The following is a 17869-nucleotide window of genomic DNA, read 5'->3' on the forward strand; positions in this document are numbered from 1 at the left end:
CGTAGAGAACTCCATGATCACGCAGGCCCGTGCCCGTGCCGCATCCAGACCATCTCCCAGACGCACAGCGGCCACCTATTGCCGGTCGGTCTAAGTCCTGTCCCGTAACTGGGCGGCGCCTCCGCACCGAGCCTGGATCGAACCGTGTCAGTGGCTGGTGACAGGATCCAGGGGTGCTGATCGAGGGATACGACGACGGCCCGCTGGTTGCGGGTGAATCACTACTGGCTCGGCCGGGCTTCTGGTCGAACTACCTCCTGGCGATGTGCAGCGATGGGTCAAGCGCTGCGCGTCCTGTTCCGGAGTGGTTCGGCGATGACGGCGCCGATACCGATGCCTTGTCCGAGATCCTCTTCGATCCCGAACGCTGGCCGGTGTTCCGCGTACCCGCTGCAGACTGTCCCGGAGCTGTGGTGATCTACCGCAACCTGGTCGGCGATTACGGCATCGACTACCTCTTCACCCATCCAGGCCGGAGCTACGCCCAGCAGATCGCCAGTTGGGAAGGAGACCTGTCAGGGACCGGGCTGACGTGGCACGAACTGGTCCGCATCGCCGATACCCCGTCCCCCGCGGCCGAAGGTGTCGAGGACACGGCCGCCCGTCTCCTGCTAGTTCTTCCCCTCCTTGCCGACCCGGACGTGCCGGAGGAAGCGCCGGCGAGGCTCAGCGCCGCCCTGACTTCGGCTGGAGCACCGCAAGACACCGCCTCCAACACAGCGGAGCACCTGCTTACCCGCTTGACGAGAAGATCGCGACACGATCCCGCATGGGGCTCGCCGCTGAGCGGCAGCTAAACGACGGGCCAAAGCCGCTGGTCACCCAATGGGACGATCTTGGTATGGCTGGTGTGATTGCGGCGTCGGAGCCTTCCTGGATAGCCCCGTTCACCGGGCTGAGTCCGCGTTCCTTCGGCAAGCTGGTGACCGTGCTGCGGCGCGGGGGTGCGGACGGGGTCTGCAAGGGCCGGCCGTGGAGCCTTCCGCTGGCGGACCGGGCGCTCCTGGTCGCGGCGTACTGGCGGACGAACTTGACGATGCGGCAGATCGCGCCGCTGTTCGGTGTCTCGAAGTCTGCAGCCCACCGGATCATCGACCACCTCGGGCCGATGCTCGCGCTCCAGCCCCGCAAGCGGTTCGCCCGGGACGCTGTGCTGATCGTGGACGGCACCCTCGTGCCCACCCGCGACCACGCCATCGCCGCGCAGTCGAAGAACTACAGGTACTCCACGAACCACCAGGTCGTCATCGACGCCGACACCCGCCTCGTCGTGGTGGTTGGCCGGCCCCTGCCGGGCAACCGCAACGACTGCAAGGCGTGGGAGGAGTCCGGCGCGAAGGCTGCCGTCGGCAAGACCATGACAATCGCCGACGGCGGCTATCCAGGCACCGGGCTCGTGATGCCCCATCGCTGCCGCAAAGGCGAGGAACTGCCCGACTGGAAACAGGCCCACAACAAGTCCCACAAACAGGTCCGCGCCCGCGTCGAGCACACCTTCGCCCGCATGAAAACCTGGAAGATCCCCCGCGATTGCCGCCTCAAAGGCGACGGCGTCCACCACGCCATGCTCGGCATCGCCCGCCTGCACAACCTCGACCTCGCCGGATAGGCGAGCGGGCCACACAGCGAACAGCCACGTCCACACCGGCCCAGAGATCATTTACGGGACAGCCCTTAGGGTGTCTATTCACGGAAGTGTCGCTTGCAGTCCTCGACGAAGCCGGAGAACTCGCGTAGCGCCCAGATGATCTCGATGTCGAGATATTCTCTCAGCGGGAGCGTTGCCATGAAGATACGATCCAGCTCATCTGCGGATTCCGCATCGATCACGGCGATGACGCGCCGCTGGCCAGCCACTTTGTACATGTGGACGACATTTACCCTACCGCCGACCTCCTCTTGCTCTCTCACTTGATAATCCCACATTTCATCGAAGCTCATGCGACCCTCGATGTTCCAGCGCATCTGGACGTAGAAAAGCATGCCGCACCCCGAGCCGTCGTCCGCATCGGCCTTTCCACACAGTCCTCACACTCGTGTTGAAGATGCGACGCACCTTTTCCGTCGTCACGTCACGAGCGACTGGGTAACTCCACGCTATTCCTCTCCACCGCAACCGGCACATTGGAAGCGCGAGCGCGCGGACAGCGGGTTGGGAGCCGTAGCGAGTCAGGAAGTCAGGGTGGTTACAAGTTCGGAGGTCGTCCGACTGGTCGGGTTGTGGTTGGGGTGCGCAGCAAACAGGCACGGGCCTGGTGATCATCGTGGTGGCTTAACGCACGCGCGCCGGGGCATGGACCCTTCATCGCTGCATGCTGGGCCCGTCACCAGCGAGCGGCAGGCCCGGCATCACGCATTCACATTCAGTAGTGGTCAGCCGGCCCGGGCTGGAGAACGGTGTCGGCGGCCAGGGGGACGCTCGCTCTGACGACGGTCGAGGGAGCGGTTGCGGCGGTGCCGGCCGGGCCCGCGCGCGGACCGAGCGGACGCCGAGTTGCCGGTTCCGACCGCCCTGCCTAGGCTCGCAATACCGCCACCCCATGCGAGGGGGTTCGACTTGCCCAGCGAGAGCCACGTCGTGAAGCGCGTAGAGGTCCACACGGGTGTTCCTTACGCCGAATTCATCACCGCCCTCGAGAAGGCGGCTCCGCCTCTCGATGCGACGGTGTACGAGCTCATCGAGGAAGCCGGCGGCACCTGGGACGATGTCCGTGAAGCCATGGCGGTGAACGCACCTCATGATCTGATCCGCTACGGGCGGATCAGCGGTACCCAGGTCATGAAGCTCACGGGTGGTTCCACCAAGTCCATGGAGTACTTGATCGGGAACCACGTCATCGCCGAGCGTATGTTCCGTCACGACCCCCGGGCCCTGCTTTACGCGCCGCTGCGGATGCTGGTGTGGAGCGATGAGAACGGCGATGCCGTCTTCGCCACGCATCGCCCCAGTGACGAGTTCGGGAGTCTGGGCAACGCGGAAGTGACGGAGGTCGGCGAAGAGCTCGACCGGCACGTGATCGAACTCCTGCGCCTGTGCGGCGTGGATGCGGAGCAGGACTTCGCCTGAGGCGACCCGGCTTCCCCTTCTGGATGGCAGGCCCTGAGGGCAGACCGGGTGGCAGGCGCAGGCCCCGGAAGAAGCGGCTGCGGCTGGTGCAGGAGCCGCATCCAGCCCGACCTCGCAGGTTGCAGCGTTTGACGGTTTCGCGGGAGCGGCCGCAATTCCACCGGGGTGGAGTCCCACGACCCGGACGTCGTCGCTCCACACCGAGGTGGTGGTGGCCAGGATCCGGTTGACGCTTCGCATCTGAGCGGCGGCCTTGCGCAGCCGCCTGCCGTGGCCGGGCTGCTGGGGCAGGGGGGGAGCATGGTGGATCCATGTGGCCTCGGAGGTGCAGCCGAGTACGGCCTGCATCGTGGCGAGGGTGAGCGGTCCGGCAGTGCTCAGGCCGGGCGTAATGCCGACCGGCGGGCGCCACGGCGCCAGGTCGGGATGCTCCTTCAGCATGTCGTGGGTCGTCGCATAGAGTGCGCTCAAGAGGGAGTCCACGTCGTTCGTCACGAAACGATCTTGGGCGCCCTCGTTCTCGTCTCCGCAGGCACCCCTTGGACCACACCACCAGGAGGAACCAGTGTCATCCCCGCAACTGCTCACCCCCGAGGAGAAGCTCGCCGACGCGAAGAAGCTGTTGAGTCTCCCGCCTATCGTCGTGATCTGCGGCTCCACCCGCTTCATGACCGAGATGAACGAGGCCGATCTGCGGGAGACCGCAGCCGGAAAGATGGTCGTCAAACCGGGCTGTGACATGAAGTCGCCGCACGAACTCTGGTCCGATCCTGTCGAGGCCGAGGCGCTGAAGGTCCGACTCGACGATCTGCACCGGGCGAAGATCCGGCTCGCCGACGAGGTGCTCGTCGTCGGCGGCTACATCGGAGACAGCACCCGAGCCGAAATCGCCTACGCCCGCTCGCTGGGCAAGCCCGTGCGGTTCACGCACCCCGAAGTCGACCCCGACGCCTGACCGCCCACCCCGCACCCTCCGCAGGCATCCCTTGGAATTGGTCATAGGCAGTGCCCCAGGCCACTGCGGGCCGGCGGCGGATCCGGACGGTCCGGTCCCGCGTCAGCCGTGCCGGCCTGGTGAGACCGGGTCCCGCGCGATCGGGGGGCACGGTCTACGATCAACGCTGCCGAGGGAAGACCGCTGACAGCCGGGGGACTTGGGGCCGTGGACGACCGGGATCTGATACTCGCTGACCGCTACCGCCTCGTACGCCCGCTGGGGAGCGGCGGGATGGGGGAGGTGTGGGAGGGCCACGACGCGACTCTCCGGCGGCCGGTCGCGGTCAAGGTGATCTCGGTCCTCGCGGGCGGCGGCAGCCGGGCCGACGAGGCGCGCGCCCGGTTTCTGCGGGAGGCACGGATCACCGCGGCGCTTCAGCATCCCCACATCGTCACCGTCCACGACCTCGGTGAGGCGCCGACCGGGCAGGGCACGACGCCGTTCCTGGTGATGGAACTGCTCCGTGGCGAGGGCCTGGACGCCGTGGTCCGGCGCGGACCTGTCGCCGAGGAGGACGTGGCGCACTGGGGGGCGCAGGTGTGCGACGCGCTGGGGGAGGCGCATGCCGCCGGCATCCTGCACCGCGACATCAAGCCGGCGAACCTGTTCGTCGCGGCCTCCGGTCGCAGCCTGAAGGTGCTCGACTTCGGGATCGCCCGCGCCGCCGACGCCTCGGCCACCGGTGACCGGCTGACGCACACCGGATTCGTGGTGGGCACGGCCGCGTACATGGCACCGGAGCAGGCACGCGGGCGCCCCGAGCAGCGCAGCGACCTGTACTCCCTCGGGTGCGTGCTGTTCGAACTGCTCACCGGTCGACTGCCGTTCGACGCTCCGGACTCCCTCGGGTACGTCACGGCGCACCTGCACGATCCGGCCCCCGCCCCGAGCAGCATCGCCCCCGGCGTCTCCGCACCGTGGGACCGCCTGGTCGGTCGGCTGCTGGCCAAGGACCCGCGCGAGCGGTACGCATCGGCCGCTGTGCTCGCCGGGGAACTGCGCCGCGTCGGTGCCGCGCGGCAGGCCGTCCCCGCGACTCGTCGTCACACCCCCACCGTCGCCGACAGCGGGGCGTCCGCGGCGAGTTCGCCGCCTTCGGCTGCCTCCCTGCCCGGCGATCCCGCGGCGGTGGCCACCGTGCGGGCGCCCGCCGAGCCACCGGCCGGATCGGGCGTGAGCCGGCGCAGCCTGCTCCGCAGCGGTGCGGGCGCCGCCGCGGGCGTGGTCGCCGCAGGTGCGGCGGCGGTGTACTTGTTCGGCGACCCCACGAGGGACCCGGTCGCCTGGTCGCAGAGCATCGCCGATGTCGACGTCTACAACTCCGACGGTCCGGACGTCGTCGTTGCCGACGGCCGGTGCCATGTGGGAGCCGGTCACTACTACAAGAAGACCGCCGCGCTCCACACCTTCGACCTTGCCACGGGAAAGCCTCTGTGGAAGTTGTCCCTCGACGCGGCCTGGGCCCGGGAAGCACGCTTCACGGTCGTCGGCGGCACGGTGCTCGCCCTGACCGAGGACCCCGCTGACAAAGGCGGACTCGTGCAGGCCTTCGACGCGGCAACCGGCGAGCGCCGGTGGGGGAGGTCCGTCTCCTACGGCGCGATGGGATTGGACGTGCACCGGCCCAGCGGCCTGCTGATCATCGGAAGGGACGGGTACGTCACGGGAATCGATCCGCGCACCGGCGACGAGCGATGGGCGGCCGATGTGAGCTCCCCCTATGGCGCCACGTCGCTCCTGGCCGGCGACCTCATCGTCTGCGGCGACGGAACCGCGCTGCTCGGCAGGACGGGCAAGAAACTGTGGACGCGCTCGGGCTTCGAACCGCTGGGCGACTCGGCGCAGTCCCTGGGTGAGGGCCTGCTCTGCTACGAGGCCGGCAAGGCGGTCCCCGTCGAACTCGTCTGCCGCAAGGCGGACACGGGTGAGGTGATGTGGCGGAGTCCGTTCCAGACGACCGAACCCGACCCCTTCGTCGTCGGGGCCCTGCAACCGCTCGACGAGCTGGTGTCGGGCACCACGGTGTTCCTTCCGCTGGCCGCGGGGTCCCGCCGGAAACCGACCGCACTGGACGGACTCACCGGCGAGCAGGCGTGGACGTACGGCAGCACGTACGAGGAGGTCGGCCTGGAGGCGCGGGCGACAACGAGCGTGGCGGGCGGGTTCGTCCTGTCCACGGGATCGGGACTGGTGTGCCTGGCCGCCGACGACGGCAGGCAACGGTGGCACGCCGATACCCGGTGGGTGCAGCCCGCCGGTACGTACGCCCTGCTCTCCCGGAAGGAGCAGGCACGCGTGTTCCGGCACTGGACCAGCGTGCGGATCGTCGGAGCGGAGAACGGCCGCACGCTCTGGACAGGCGAGTTCGACGGCACGGCGGTGAGCGAGCCCGGCGCGAGCGGCGACTCGGTCGTCGTTCTCGACGCCGGCGGCACGGTGTGGGCGATACACGTGTGACCTCGGGGTGGGGTGCCCCCGTCTCGCATCCGCGGCCGCGGGGTGCCCACGGCGTGCCCGATGCGGCACTGGGCCGTGTCTGATAATTGATCTTGTGGTGGGTCGTGGTGAGTTGACGGATGCGGCGTGGGAGCGGATAGCTCCGCTGTTGCCGCAGGTGGATGGCCGTGGGCGGCCGTGGCGGGATCACCGGCAGGTGGTCAACGGAGTGCTATGGCGGTTGCGTACGGGTGCCCCGTGGCGGGACCTGCCCGAACGGTACGGGCCCTGGCAGACCGTCGACGAGCGGTTCGTGCGCTGGGAAACGGACGGGACCTGGGCCCGGTTGCTGGAACACGTCCAGGTCCGCGACGACGCTATCGGCACGGTGCAGTGGACCGTGTCGGTCGACTCCACGATCAACCGTGCCCACCAACACGCCGCCGGCGCCCTTAAAAAGGGGACACAGACGGGGACGAACTGGCGGATCCGCAACGCTCGGCGTCGCGGCAGGCGCTCGGCCGGTCCCGAGGCGGACTGACCACAAAGGTCCACCTCGCGGTCGACGGATGCGGCCTGCCCTTGTCGGTCGTGCTTACCGCAGGCAACGCCCACGACTCCACGGCGTTCATTGCGGTGATGGACGACATCCGCATCCCCCCCGCCGGGCGGGGTCGGCCGCGCACCCGCCCGGCGCGCGTGGTGGCGGACAAGGCGTATTCGTCGAGGGCGATCCGTGCCTGGTGCCGGCGGCACGGCATCGCCATGACCATCCCCGAACGCGCCGATCAGGTCGCCAACCGACTCCGGCGCGGCTCCCGCGGAGGCCGTCCGCCGGCCTTCGACGCCGACGCGTACAAAGGACGCAACGTCGTAGAGCGCTGCTTCAACCGGCTCAAGCAGTTCCGGGCGGTCGCCACCCGGTTCGACAAACTCGCCAGCCGCTACCGCGCCGGACTCCACCTCGCCTCAATCATCTTGTGGCTACGCGAGACTCCACAATGATCTTTGTCAGACACGGCCTAGAGGCCGCTCGTCCCGAGGGGAGGGTCATTGGGGCCACGGTCGGCCTGAATGGGCGCGTCCCGCCGCCGACTGGCCGCGTGTTGTTGGGCCAGGGTAGGCATTCCGGCGATGGCTTCGGCAGCGCGGCCATGCCGGATGAGCAGTTCGGCCACTTCCGACGGCAGTAGTTCGGCGTCCGCCCGCAGCAGGGCGAGAGCCTCCTCAAGGCGCCCCATGTCTTCCAGGATCCATGCCTTGCGGGCCGTCAGACCGTACATGTCCGGCGGCAGGGTCTCAGCGTAGGCGAGGGCCTCCTCGTACCGGCCGGCCTCGCCCAGCAGCCAGATCCGGTTCGAGCTGAGCCAGGACAGGTGCTCCTCGACGAACTCGGCACTGCGCTCGTCGAGGAGCGCCAGGGCGTCGTCCAGCCGTCCGGCTTCATGGAGCAGGTGGATGACGCTTTCGAAGAGGCAGGCGTCGTGGTGTTCGAACGTCGGGCGACCCACCTCGACGGCTTCCTCGAGCCGGCCTTGCCGACCCAGCAGTTCGATCAAAGGCCAGCGGAACCGGTCCGGATACTCGGCGGCCGCGATGAAACGCCGCAGCACGGCCTCGGCCTCATCTGTCTGCCCGTCGTCTTCGAGCGCCCGCGCGTAGTACGCGAGTGTGTCACTCGCGCGCTTCCCGGTGCCCAGCACGCGCAGTTCCTCCAGGCGCCCGTGGCGCCACAGAAGCTCGGCGTAGGCGATCAATGTGTTCTGGACCACGAAGTGCCCGGCTGCGATGTCTGCCTCAAGTATCCGCACGGCCTGGTCTACCCGGCCCGCACGCTCCAGGACCTGAGCCTGGAGGTCTTGCGCGTTGCTGGGGCGCAAACTCCATCGTTCCTCGCCGCGGGCGCTGCGGGCCCGCTGAGCTCGTGGCGCGATCAGCTCCAGGACCTGCTCGTCACGACCCTGACTTTCTGTCAGCTTGACGAGGGCAGACAGGATCCACTCCCTGTCCAGATGCGGCGTGAGTACGGTGATCGCCTCGTCCAACCTCCCGGCCTTAACCAGCAGTTTCGCGAAGTCGTAGCACACCCACTCCGAGGCGAGGCCTTCCTCGTCCGGGCGGACGGCGTCCAGTGCCTGCTGCACCATCCCAGCCTCGAACAGGACCTCGGCCCTCTCCCAGCGCGCCCCATTCCACCCAACCTCGATAAACGGCTCCAACACGTTCAGGGCCCGCTCGACCTCGCCGGCCCGGGACAGCTCGCGAGCCGCAGCCTGGGCGCAGAACCATTCCCCCTGCCCCGATGCCTGGACCAGTAGCTCCACCTCCCCCCGCTCCACCAGCATGGTGGCCAGGCGGGGAAATATTCCGCCAAGTGTCCGCGACTGCCACTCAAGATCATCAATGTCCACGGGCCTGAGCGTACGGGCGACCACTGACAACAAGCCTCTGAGGTTGTCCTGCCTTCCGAACACGGGTCCGAGCTGGCCCTTTGTGAATCGGCGGGCCCAGGAGTTTCGTGTTCGGCCGCAAGCTCTCAGCCCCATCAACCAGTTGGGCTCACGGGATCCCTGTGCGGTAAGAGTCTCTACTTCATCAAGACACCCGGCGTCGCTCACGCTCCGCCAGGCGCGCGGTCGACGTCCGGCCGCGCCCACGCTGCTGTCTCCGCCCCGCTCGGCTGGAGCTGCCATGGGGCGAGAGATCGGGGCCCGTACGCTGGCCGCGAATCGGGCTGGCTCCGTCGAGCACCTCTACGCCATCGCCGACGGCGAGATCCTGCCCGAGCCGGGTGGACCCGATGTCGTGTTCTGCCTCGACGAGTTCGGGCCGCTCAACCTGCAACCCCACCCCGGCCGCCAGTGGGCCGAACGCGGGGGCAGACACAAGGACCCGGATCGTGAACCAAGGCAGCGCCGCCGGGCGACCTATACCCGCCCGCATGGGGTGAGGCACCTGTTCGCGCCTACGACCTGGGCAAAGACCAGCTCTACGGGCACATAAAGAAGACGAAGAACCGCTCGAAGTTCCTGGAGTTCTGCCGTTACCTGCGCTCGCTACATCCGACGGACATCCGCATCGCGATCGTCTGCGACAACTACTCTCCCCACCTGACCACGAAGCGGTGCCAGCGGGTCGGGACCTGGGCCGCGGCGAACAACGTGGAGATCGCCTACACCCCGACCAACAGCTCCTGGCTCAATCGGATCGAGGCCCAGTTCACCGCCTTGCGCTACTTCGCCCTCGACGGCACCGACCATCCGAGCCACAACGCCCAGGGCAGCATGATCCGCCGATACATCATCTGGCGGAACAAACACGCCGCGGACAAGCGCCTCAAGGCCATCGTGAGCAGGGCGAACGCCGCCTGATCGGCAGCCGCGAACCTCACCACAGATGCAGGAAGCTCCGGACGTCGTCGTAGCCGTCGAGAGCTCGACCGTCCACGTCAGTCGGGTCGGCCTCGGCTCGCGACGCCAGCGACTTCACCAGAGCAAGAGCCTCATCACCGAGACGCCCGAAGCGTCGTGCGGTGTGTCCCAGGCACAGGCCGGCCAACCCGAGAAGGGGACTTCCCGGAACGGCCCGTGTTCCGACCTGCAGGCACCAGTGCTCGACGAAATCCGCGTCGTCGTCGTTCAACGCAGCCCCGACCAGGACGCTCGCCGCCTCAAACTCGTGCGAGCGGTCACGCAGCGCCCGCTCCAACGTCTCGATCACGGCCTCGTGGGGCGACGCGGGAGGGTTCTCGAAGCTCAGATGGGAGTGCATCCCGCGAGACTACGTGCCCCACGATCCGCACTCGACCGGCAGGACCGGGGCGAAGGTTGCCTGATGCGGCACTAGTATCGCGGCCATGCCACGTCCCGAGGAGAGCGGCGGCACCGAGGGGGCGATCTCCGCGCCCTGGCGGGCCATCGTGCTGAACCACGAACAAGCTATCGGCCACCCGCCGTACGAGCGCGCCCGTTCAGAAGGCGAGCCGCTCGCGCGGCGGGACGATTTGCGCGTCCATGGCGCGGTCGGGGAGATCAGCTGCGCCGACGCCTCGGGCCGCACCCGCTGGACGCACCGCTTCTCAGGCCGTCCCAACGCCGCCCACATCTCGGGCGGGCGGGTCCTGGTCACCACGGACTCCCTCGAATACACCCCCTGGGGGCTCCTCGGGCCGGCCCTGCTGCTCGACCTCGCGGACGGTACCCTCATCGCCGAACTGCGCGGGGAGCGCGGCGCGGCACTCCGCGGCGGTCGCTTCCTGCTCGGCCTGGAGGGTTACTCGTTCTTCGACACCTGGGAGCACGACCGCGACGGCGACATGGTGGATTCCTGGCGCAGCTACGGCCACTACGTCGTCGGCACCGGCGTCCGCGTCGTCGAGGCCGACCGCGCCCACCCGACCCGCAGCCGGGTCGTCCGGTTGCTGCCCGGCGGCGTCATCGAACGCGGCCCGCACCTCACCGACCCCCAGGCCCCTCGGCCCCTGGTCCTGGACGACGGCACCATGCTGGTCCTCGACGGCGGCGTCCTGCGCGCGGTCGACCGCCGGCTGAACGGCACGGTGCTCGCCGAACTGCTGCCCGCCGCCCCCGGCCGGCCCCCGGGCCGCATCGGAGCGCTGCGCCGCGACGGCGACCACATCACCGCGGTCATCGCCGAGCCCCACCCGGACAGGAGTCCCACGCAGCACACCGTCCACACGTGGACCATCGCGCTCCACCCGCGCGCCTGATACCGGCTCACCGGACCGGCGACGCATGCGCTGCCCCGGCCGCTCCGGAACGCGGCGCCACCCGTGGACGCCGGGCGCGACGCGGGCGAGAGGGCGTCAGCCCAAGCCCAGCCGCGATATCTCCCGTCCGGGGGAGCGGTCCATGACCATGAGGAGACCTGCCTCGCGCGTCCTGTCGTAGGCGGCCTCGTCGACGACGTCCAGTTGGAACCAGACCGCCTTCGCGCCGATGGCCACCGCCTCGTCCGCGATACTCCCGGCGAGGGCGGAGTTGACGAACACGTCCACCACATCCACCGGGAAGGGGATCTCCCCGAGCGAGGCGTAACCCCGCTCGCCGTGCACGGTCTCGGCCCTTGGATGGACGGGGACGATCCTCTTGCCGATGCGCCGCAGCTTCTCGGCCACTCGGTAGGCGGCTCGTTCGGGGTTGTCGGACAGTCCCACCACGGCCCAGATGTCGCCCGAGATGGTGAGGATCTGCCGCATGGTGGTGTCGTCGCCGTAAGTCGTCATGCCTGGCTCCGCCCTTGAGGAGGTGAGTTCAGCACCGGTTGCCGCCGACTTGCAGGGTCATGGGGGAGCTTCAGCCGGCCGCATGACAGACCTTAGCCAGTCTCGGATACTGTATGCAATACTGCCCGGACGATCCGGCACTCGGCGTCGTCCGGGAGGAACCCCGGGGACACGGGTGAAGCCGCCCTGTCTAGCGCGCGGTTGACGCGGCGCGCCACCCGCAGGCGTTCTCCGACGCCGGAAGCGACGCGGACGCCCTCCGCATGCGGCGAAGGGCCCCGCCGCGCGTCACGCCCGGCCCTGCGCCAGGCATCACCTCCCCCGCCGCGCGGTCCCGGCACCCGGCCGTACGGAACCGCCGCTCAGCCGCGCTGCCGCGGGGGCTTCGTGCTCGCCCGCAGGATCACCCGGCCGGCCACCCGGGTGACCGACTGCTCCCGGGCATCCGGGGCCAGGGCCATCTCGATCGCGCGCCGGCCCATCTCGTGCAGCGGCAGCCCGACGGTGGACAGACCGGGGTCGTGGTCACGCAGCGTCGGAATGTCGTCGAAGCCGGCGACCAGGACGTCGCGCGGGGTCCGCAGACCGGCGGCACGGAAGGCGGCCATCGCGCCCAGCGCCATCACGTCGTTGACCGCGAAGACGCAGGCCCCCCATCGGCGTTCCGGGCGGATCGAGGCGATGACCTGTTGCGCCGCCTCGTAACCCCCGTCCCTGGTGAACTCGCCCGGCACCACCGCCAGCGGTTTGCGGCCCGCACGACGCAGCTCCCGGACGAAGCCGTTGGTGCGTTCGACGGCCGTCGCGAGCTTCTGCGGGCCGGCCAGCACGACGAAGTCCCTGGATCCCTGTTCCACGAGGGCCTTGGCCAGTGCCGCCGCCCCGGCGCGGTTCTCGGGAGCGATGGTGTGCGTGCCGGGCAGCGGCTGGCCGATGACGGCGACCTTCCCGCCCAGGCCCCGGTAGCGTTCGAGCAGGTCCGTCAGCCGCTGCTGGTCGCGCCGGCCGTCGTCGGTGTGCAGCCGCGACCCGACCAGGATGATGGCGTCGGTGCGGTGGCTGAGGAACGCCTCGACCACCCGGTTCTCCTGCTCCGTGCTGCGCAACGTGGTCGCGAGCAGTACCTGGCGGTCGCGCTGCGCGGCCTCGACCTGCACTCCCGAGGCGATGGTCGAGAAGTACGGGTCGGCGATGTCGTGGACGACCAGCCCGACCAGGCCCGTCTGGGCACCCGCCAGGGCCCGTGCCTGGGCGTTGGAGACGTAGCCGAGCTCCTCCGCCGCCTGGCGGACCGCCTCGACGACCGCCGGGGAGGGCCGGCGGCTGGAGCCGTTGAGCACCCGGGAGGCCGTCGCCTGGGAGACGCCCGCGCGGATGGCTACGTCGGTGAGGGTCACCCCTGCCACGCGTTCACCTTTTCATGTCGGTTGTCGCAGTCGTCCGTCGAGGTGGCGCCCCGACCGTCCGTGTCCTGCCGCTACTGGTCGGTGCTCCGGGTCTTCCGGGACGCGGTCGTCCACCGGCCGACGCCGGCGAGGGCTGTGTGGCCGTCACCCATCATGCCCTGCGACAGCAGGGCGCCGGTCCGGGCGATCCGGTGCGTGGGGTCGGGAGCCCGCCACGTGGGCCGGCCGGCCGCCGGCCGCCTCCCGCGCGGTGTCCCAGCAGAAGCCCGGTCCGTGGTCACAGGGTGACCTCCGGGACCTGCATCCGGCGGCCCTCGTCGGACGAGCGCAGGGCCAGTTCCGCGAGCTGCACGCCCCGCGCCGCGGAGAGCAGGTCGTGGCGGTGCGGGCGGCCGGCCGCCACGTCGCGCAGGAACTCTTCCCACTGCACCTTGAACCCGTTGTCCTGTTCGGCGTTGGCCGGCACGTCGAGCCACTGGTCGCGGAACGGTTCGGTGACCGGGAGGTCCGGGTTCCACACCGGCCTGGGGGTGTGCGAGCGATGCTGGGCCACGCACCCGCGCAGACCCGCCACGGCCGAACCGTGGGTGCCGTCGACCTGGAACTCGACGAGCTCGTCGCGGTGCACACGCACCGCCCACGACGAGTTGATCTGCGCGATGACGCCGCCGTCGATCTCGAAGATGCCGTACACCGCGTCGTCGGCGGTGGCCTGGTACTCCCTGCCCTGCTCGTCCCAGCGGACCGGGATGTGCGTGGCGGTCCTGGCGGTGACCGCCCGGACGGGCCCCAGCAGGTTCTCCAGGACGTAGCTCCAGTGGCAGTACATGTCGACGGTCACGCCGCCGCCGTCCTGGCTGCGGTAGTTCCACGAGGGGCGCTGGGGGACCTGCACGTCGCCCTCGAAGACCCAGTACCCGAACTCGCCGCGCAACGAAAGGACGCGCCCGAAGAAGCCCTCGTCGATCAGCCGGCGCAATTTGAGCAGGCCGGGCAGGTAGAGCTTGTCGTGCACCACGCCGGCCACGAGGCCGGAGTCCCGGGCCAGCGCGGCCAGTTCGACCGCCTCGTCGAGCGTCGGGGCGACGGGTTTCTCCACGAAGACGTGCTTGCCCGCCGCGATCGCGGCGCGCAGGGCCGCCGGGCGGGCCGTGGTCACCTGTGCGTCGAAGTAGACGTCGACGGAGGGGTCCTTGAGCACCTCCGTCAGGTCGGTGCTCCATCGCCGCACCATGTGGCGCCGGGCGATCTCGCGCAGCCGCCTCTCGTCGCGTCCGACGAGGACCGGCTCCACCTGCAGGCGCCTGCCGTCGGGCAGCAAGACGCCGCCCTGCTCCCGGATCTCGAGAATGGAGCGGGCGAGGTGCTGCCGATAACCCATACGGCCCGTCACGCCGTTCATGGCGATGTGCAGAGTGTCCGAGGCGGATGTCGATGCCACTGTGCCTCCGCGAGGGTTGGAATGCGTATTCCCACCGTAGGTTTCCGGTGTTTCGGCAGTCAAGGGAGCCCGCTCCGGACCGGCCGGCATCGCCCCCGTCGAGGGCTATCGGCGATGCTCCAGGGGTGCGGTCGGGCGGGAGCCGAGCGCGCGCTCCCCCGACCGACCTCGCCCAGCGCACCAAGAAGGCGGCTTTCATGGCGCCTTGTTCCATTCGTTCCCCACCGGTTCGGCGGATCCCGATCCGGCCCTTGACACTGGCCGAAGAGGGCTCCTACTTTCGCCGGAAAGCGCATTCCCGACCCGCGAACACAACGCAACACCGGACCCACGAACGCAGCATACGTACAGGGGTGCTCCGATGAGTCATGCGCAGACCGCGGCGGTGGACTACACCGCCGAGGTGTTCATCGACGGCCGGTTCGAACCTCCCGCGTCCGACTGGCTGCCCGTCCTCGACAAGGGGTCCGGAGCGGCGTTCGGCCGCTACGGGAACGCGTCCCCGGCGCAGGTCGACCGTGCGGTCGCCGCGGCCGGGCGGGCCCAGCCCGCCTGGGCGGACATCGACGCCAACACCCGGTGCGCCGTGCTCCGGGCCTTCGCCGCCGAGCTGGGCCGCCGCCACGACGAGCTGATCGAGCTCATCATCCGGGAGACGGGCGCCATGGCCGAGAAGGCCGAGGAGGAGCTGGAGCAGTCCGTCAACCAGCTGCTCAACTCCGCCACCCAGCTCACCGAGAACGCCGGCTCGATCCTTCCCCCGTACAAGGGCGGCAAGATCTCCCTGTCGCGCGCGGTGCCGCTGGGCGTCATCGGCCTGATCGTCCCGTGGAACTATCCGATGAGCCTGGCGATGCGGGCTCTGGCACCAGGGCTGGCCTACGGGAACGCGGTCGTGCTCAAGCCCGCCGAGCTCACCCCGATCGCCGGCGGCCAGGTGCTCGCCGAGGCGGCCCGCGCCGCCGGGATACCGGAGGGCGTGTTCGCCGTGCTGCCGGGGGACGGGCCGGGCACCGGCAGTGCGCTCTACCGGCACCCCGGGCTGGACCTCATCCACTTCACCGGATCGTTCGACGTCGGCCGTGAGATCACGGACTTCGCCGTCCGGGCCGGCAAGCCGGTCGTGACCGAACTCGGCGGGGACAACGCCTTCGTCGTCCTCGACGACGCGGACATCGACCAGGCGGCGAGTTGCGCGGTCTGGTCGTCGCTGTGGTACCAGGGGCAGACGTGCATCAGCGCCGGGCGGCACCTGGTGCACCGGGAGGTGGCCGACGCCTTCACCGAAGCCGTCGTGGAGCGGGTGCGCAAACTCCGCGTCGGCGACCCGCTGCGCGACGAGGTCGACCTCGGCCCGGTGATCAGCGCCGTCCAGCGGGCCCGTTTCCACGACGGCCTCGTCGAGCCGTCCATCGCGGCAGGGGCGAAGGTCGCCGTGGGCGGCACCTACGACGGGCAGTTCTACCAGCCGACCGTGCTGACCGACGTCACACCGCAGATGCCCGTCTTCCGCGAGGAGACCTTCGGCCCCGTCATGCCCATCACCGTGGTGGACTCCGAGGCCGAGGCCCTGGAGCTCGTCAACCGCCACCGGACCCTGATGAACTCGGTCTTCACCGGCGACCCGCTGCGCGGCCTCGCCTTCGCCGAACGGGTCACCTGCAACGAGGTGCACGTCAACGACGGCTACGCCCGTCACGGTGGCGAAGGACAGCTCGCCGCGTTCACCCGCCGGCAGTGGGTCGGCCTGCAGACGGCTCCGGTGTCCTATCCGGCCTGGGCCCAGGGGAGTTGACCCCGATCCGGGGCACCCCGGCAGCAGGACACCGGGCCCGGCAACCACACCGTCAAAGGAGAACGAAGTGCTCGGGGGCTATCTCAAGAGAGCGGCAATCCTCGGCCTGGTCGCCACCACGGCCGTGACCACCCTGGCGGCCTGCGGCTCGTCGAAGGACTCGTCCGGCGGGAAGAGCAAAGGGCCCGTCACGTTGACCTACGTCAACTGGGACGGCGGCATGCAGGACGTGGTCGACGAGTGGAACCGGCTGAACCCGGACGTGCAGGTGAAACTCAGCAAGCCGTCCGGCACGGGCTACACCCTGTACAACAAGCTGATCACGAACAACCGGGCCGGCACGAACCCGGACATCACCGAGGTCGAGTACCAGGCGCTGCCCGCCCTGATCGCGAACAAGGTGGTGGTGCCGATCGACGACTACGTCGGCGACCTGTCGGGCGACTTCGACAAGGCATCCCTCGCCCAGGTCCAGTTCGACGGCAAGACCTACGGCGTTCCCCAGAACATCTGCCCAATGATCTTCTTTTACCGCAAGGACGTCTTCGACCGGCTCGGCCTCAAGGCGCCGACCACGTGGGACGAGTACGCGGCCGCCGCCGAGACCATCCACCAGCACAACCCCAAGCAGTTCATCGGCAACTTCACCGCTGCCGACGCGGGCTGGTTCGCGGGCCTAGCCCAGCAGGCGGGGGCCGACTGGTGGACGGCCTCGGGCAGCAAGTGGACGGTCGCCATCGACGACGCGCCCACCAGGAAGGTCGCCGACTACTGGGGCGGTCTGGTCCAGAAGGGACTGGTCAGCCCGGAGCCGAACTGGTCCCCGCAGTGGAACACCGACATGAACAACGGCACCCTGGTCGGCTGGGTCAGCGCGCAGTGGGCGCCCAACCAGTTGCCCGGAATCGCCAAGGACACCGCGGGCAAGTGGGTCGCGGCCCCGCTGCCCGCCTGGACCCCGGGTGACCGGACCGTCGGCATCTGGGGCGGTGAGACCGAGGCGGTGACCGCCAACTCCAAGCACCCCGCGGAGGCCGCGAAGTTCGTCAAGTGGATGAACTCCTCGGCCGGCGGCGCGAAGATCCTCATCGAGAAGGTCGCCGCGTTCCCCGCCTCGAAGGCGAACCAGCAGCTGGACGCCCTCAAGACGCCGCCGACGTTCATGTCCAACCAGCCGGACTACAACACACTGATGGCCCAGCAGGCGGGCAACGCGCGGACGTTCCAGATCTGGGGCCCGAACGCCAACGTCACCTTCGACAGCTACTCCAACGCCTTCGCCGCCGCGCTGCAGAACAAGACGCCGCTGTCCGCGGCGCTCCCCCAGATCCAGCGGGCGACGGTCGACGACATGAAGCAACGCGGCTTCGCCGTCACCGGCTGACCCGGCCACCGTCCGCCCGCGCACCCACTCGCCTCCGCGCACCCACCGGGCCGCACCCACCCACCCGCACCCATCCACCGACACGAGGGGAAGAAGGG

Annotated in this window: 15 protein-coding genes and 1 pseudogene; 10 read left to right on the forward strand and 6 right to left on the reverse strand. The window is 69.5% G+C overall.

Annotated elements, in window-relative coordinates:
* The first annotated feature begins 173 nt into the window (after window positions 1–173).
* Together ACIP98_RS38015 and ACIP98_RS38020 are read left to right on the forward strand one after the other, a co-directional pair.
* Entirely contained in the window at window positions 174–797 is a 624-nt protein-coding gene (locus tag ACIP98_RS38015) for a hypothetical protein (protein ID WP_401980889.1), read from the forward strand.
* 44 nt (window positions 798–841) lie between these two features.
* Window positions 842–1609: a transposase gene (locus ACIP98_RS38020; protein WP_401980935.1), complete on the forward strand. Its 768-nt coding sequence runs from the start codon at window positions 842–844 to the stop codon at window positions 1607–1609.
* A 74-nt stretch (window positions 1610–1683) separates the two neighbouring features.
* Here the strand turns inward: ACIP98_RS38020 and ACIP98_RS38025 are convergent, their stop codons facing one another.
* Window positions 1684–1983, reverse strand: coding sequence for a muconolactone Delta-isomerase family protein (locus ACIP98_RS38025; RefSeq protein ID WP_401980891.1), 300 nt, complete (start codon window positions 1981–1983; stop codon window positions 1684–1686).
* Between the two features lie 574 nt (window positions 1984–2557).
* Between ACIP98_RS38025 and ACIP98_RS38030 the strand changes: the two genes are divergently transcribed.
* From ACIP98_RS38030 to ACIP98_RS38045, 4 genes are all read left to right on the forward strand, one after another.
* Complete coding sequence (locus ACIP98_RS38030) at window positions 2558–3067, forward strand: DUF302 domain-containing protein (RefSeq protein ID WP_319664139.1); 510 nt, start codon at window positions 2558–2560, stop codon at window positions 3065–3067.
* Window positions 3068–3632: 565 nt separating this feature from the next.
* Window positions 3633–4022: a hypothetical protein gene (locus ACIP98_RS38035; RefSeq protein ID WP_401980893.1), complete on the forward strand. Its 390-nt coding sequence runs from the start codon at window positions 3633–3635 to the stop codon at window positions 4020–4022.
* A gap of 207 nt (window positions 4023–4229) precedes the next feature.
* Window positions 4230–6521 (forward strand): PQQ-binding-like beta-propeller repeat protein, encoded by a 2292-nt coding sequence (locus ACIP98_RS38040; RefSeq protein ID WP_401980895.1) that lies wholly within the window; start codon window positions 4230–4232, stop codon window positions 6519–6521.
* A 94-nt stretch (window positions 6522–6615) separates the two neighbouring features.
* Window positions 6616–7505, forward strand: a protein-coding gene (locus ACIP98_RS38045; RefSeq protein ID WP_401980897.1) for an IS5 family transposase whose coding sequence is annotated in 2 segments (ribosomal slippage) — window positions 6616–6964 and window positions 6964–7505 — 891 coding nt in all. Because the reading frame shifts where the segments join, the coding sequence is not laid out codon by codon here.
* A gap of 17 nt (window positions 7506–7522) precedes the next feature.
* Here ACIP98_RS38045 and ACIP98_RS38050 read toward each other — a convergent pair.
* On the reverse strand, window positions 7523–8911 hold the full coding sequence (locus ACIP98_RS38050; RefSeq protein WP_401980899.1) for a tetratricopeptide repeat protein: 1389 nt from the start codon (window positions 8909–8911) through the stop codon (window positions 7523–7525).
* Between the two features lie 328 nt (window positions 8912–9239).
* Here ACIP98_RS38050 and ACIP98_RS38055 point away from each other — a divergent pair.
* A pseudogene (locus tag ACIP98_RS38055) lies at window positions 9240–9871 on the forward strand (transposase); the annotation flags it as partial.
* A gap of 16 nt (window positions 9872–9887) precedes the next feature.
* On the opposite strand, the gene ACIP98_RS38060 reads toward ACIP98_RS38055, so the two are convergent.
* Window positions 9888–10271, reverse strand: a complete 384-nt coding sequence (locus ACIP98_RS38060; RefSeq protein WP_401980900.1) for a hypothetical protein — start codon at window positions 10269–10271, stop codon at window positions 9888–9890.
* An 85-nt stretch (window positions 10272–10356) separates the two neighbouring features.
* On the opposite strand from ACIP98_RS38060, the gene ACIP98_RS38065 reads away from it, so the two are divergent.
* Window positions 10357–11229 carry a hypothetical protein gene (locus tag ACIP98_RS38065; RefSeq protein ID WP_401980902.1) on the forward strand — a complete coding sequence of 291 codons (873 nt, stop codon included), beginning with the start codon at window positions 10357–10359 and terminating at the stop codon, window positions 11227–11229.
* Window positions 11230–11325: 96 nt separating this feature from the next.
* Here ACIP98_RS38065 and ACIP98_RS38070 read toward each other — a convergent pair whose 3' ends face one another.
* From ACIP98_RS38070 to ACIP98_RS38080, 3 genes are all read right to left on the reverse strand, one after another.
* Window positions 11326–11745 carry a CoA-binding protein gene (locus ACIP98_RS38070; protein ID WP_401980904.1) on the reverse strand — a complete coding sequence of 140 codons (420 nt, stop codon included), beginning with the start codon at window positions 11743–11745 and terminating at the stop codon, window positions 11326–11328.
* A gap of 362 nt (window positions 11746–12107) precedes the next feature.
* Complete coding sequence (locus ACIP98_RS38075; RefSeq protein WP_319664132.1) at window positions 12108–13151, reverse strand: LacI family DNA-binding transcriptional regulator; 1044 nt, start codon at window positions 13149–13151, stop codon at window positions 12108–12110.
* 277 nt (window positions 13152–13428) lie between these two features.
* Entirely contained in the window at window positions 13429–14553 is a 1125-nt protein-coding gene (locus ACIP98_RS38080; RefSeq protein WP_401980937.1) for a Gfo/Idh/MocA family protein, read from the reverse strand.
* A 400-nt stretch (window positions 14554–14953) separates the two neighbouring features.
* On the opposite strand from ACIP98_RS38080, the gene ACIP98_RS38085 reads away from it, so the two are divergent.
* Window positions 14954–16387 (forward strand): aldehyde dehydrogenase family protein, encoded by a 1434-nt coding sequence (locus tag ACIP98_RS38085; RefSeq protein WP_401980906.1) that lies wholly within the window; start codon window positions 14954–14956, stop codon window positions 16385–16387.
* 67 nt (window positions 16388–16454) lie between these two features.
* The gene (locus ACIP98_RS38090) at window positions 16455–17771 is read left to right on the forward strand and encodes an ABC transporter substrate-binding protein (protein ID WP_401980908.1); all 1317 of its coding nucleotides are present in this window, start codon (window positions 16455–16457) and stop codon (window positions 17769–17771) included.
* Window positions 17772–17869: the final 98 nt, after the last annotated feature.

The organism is Streptomyces sp. NPDC088354 (assembly GCF_044753585.1).
In the GTDB taxonomy this organism is placed as follows: domain Bacteria; phylum Actinomycetota; class Actinomycetes; order Streptomycetales; family Streptomycetaceae; genus Actinacidiphila.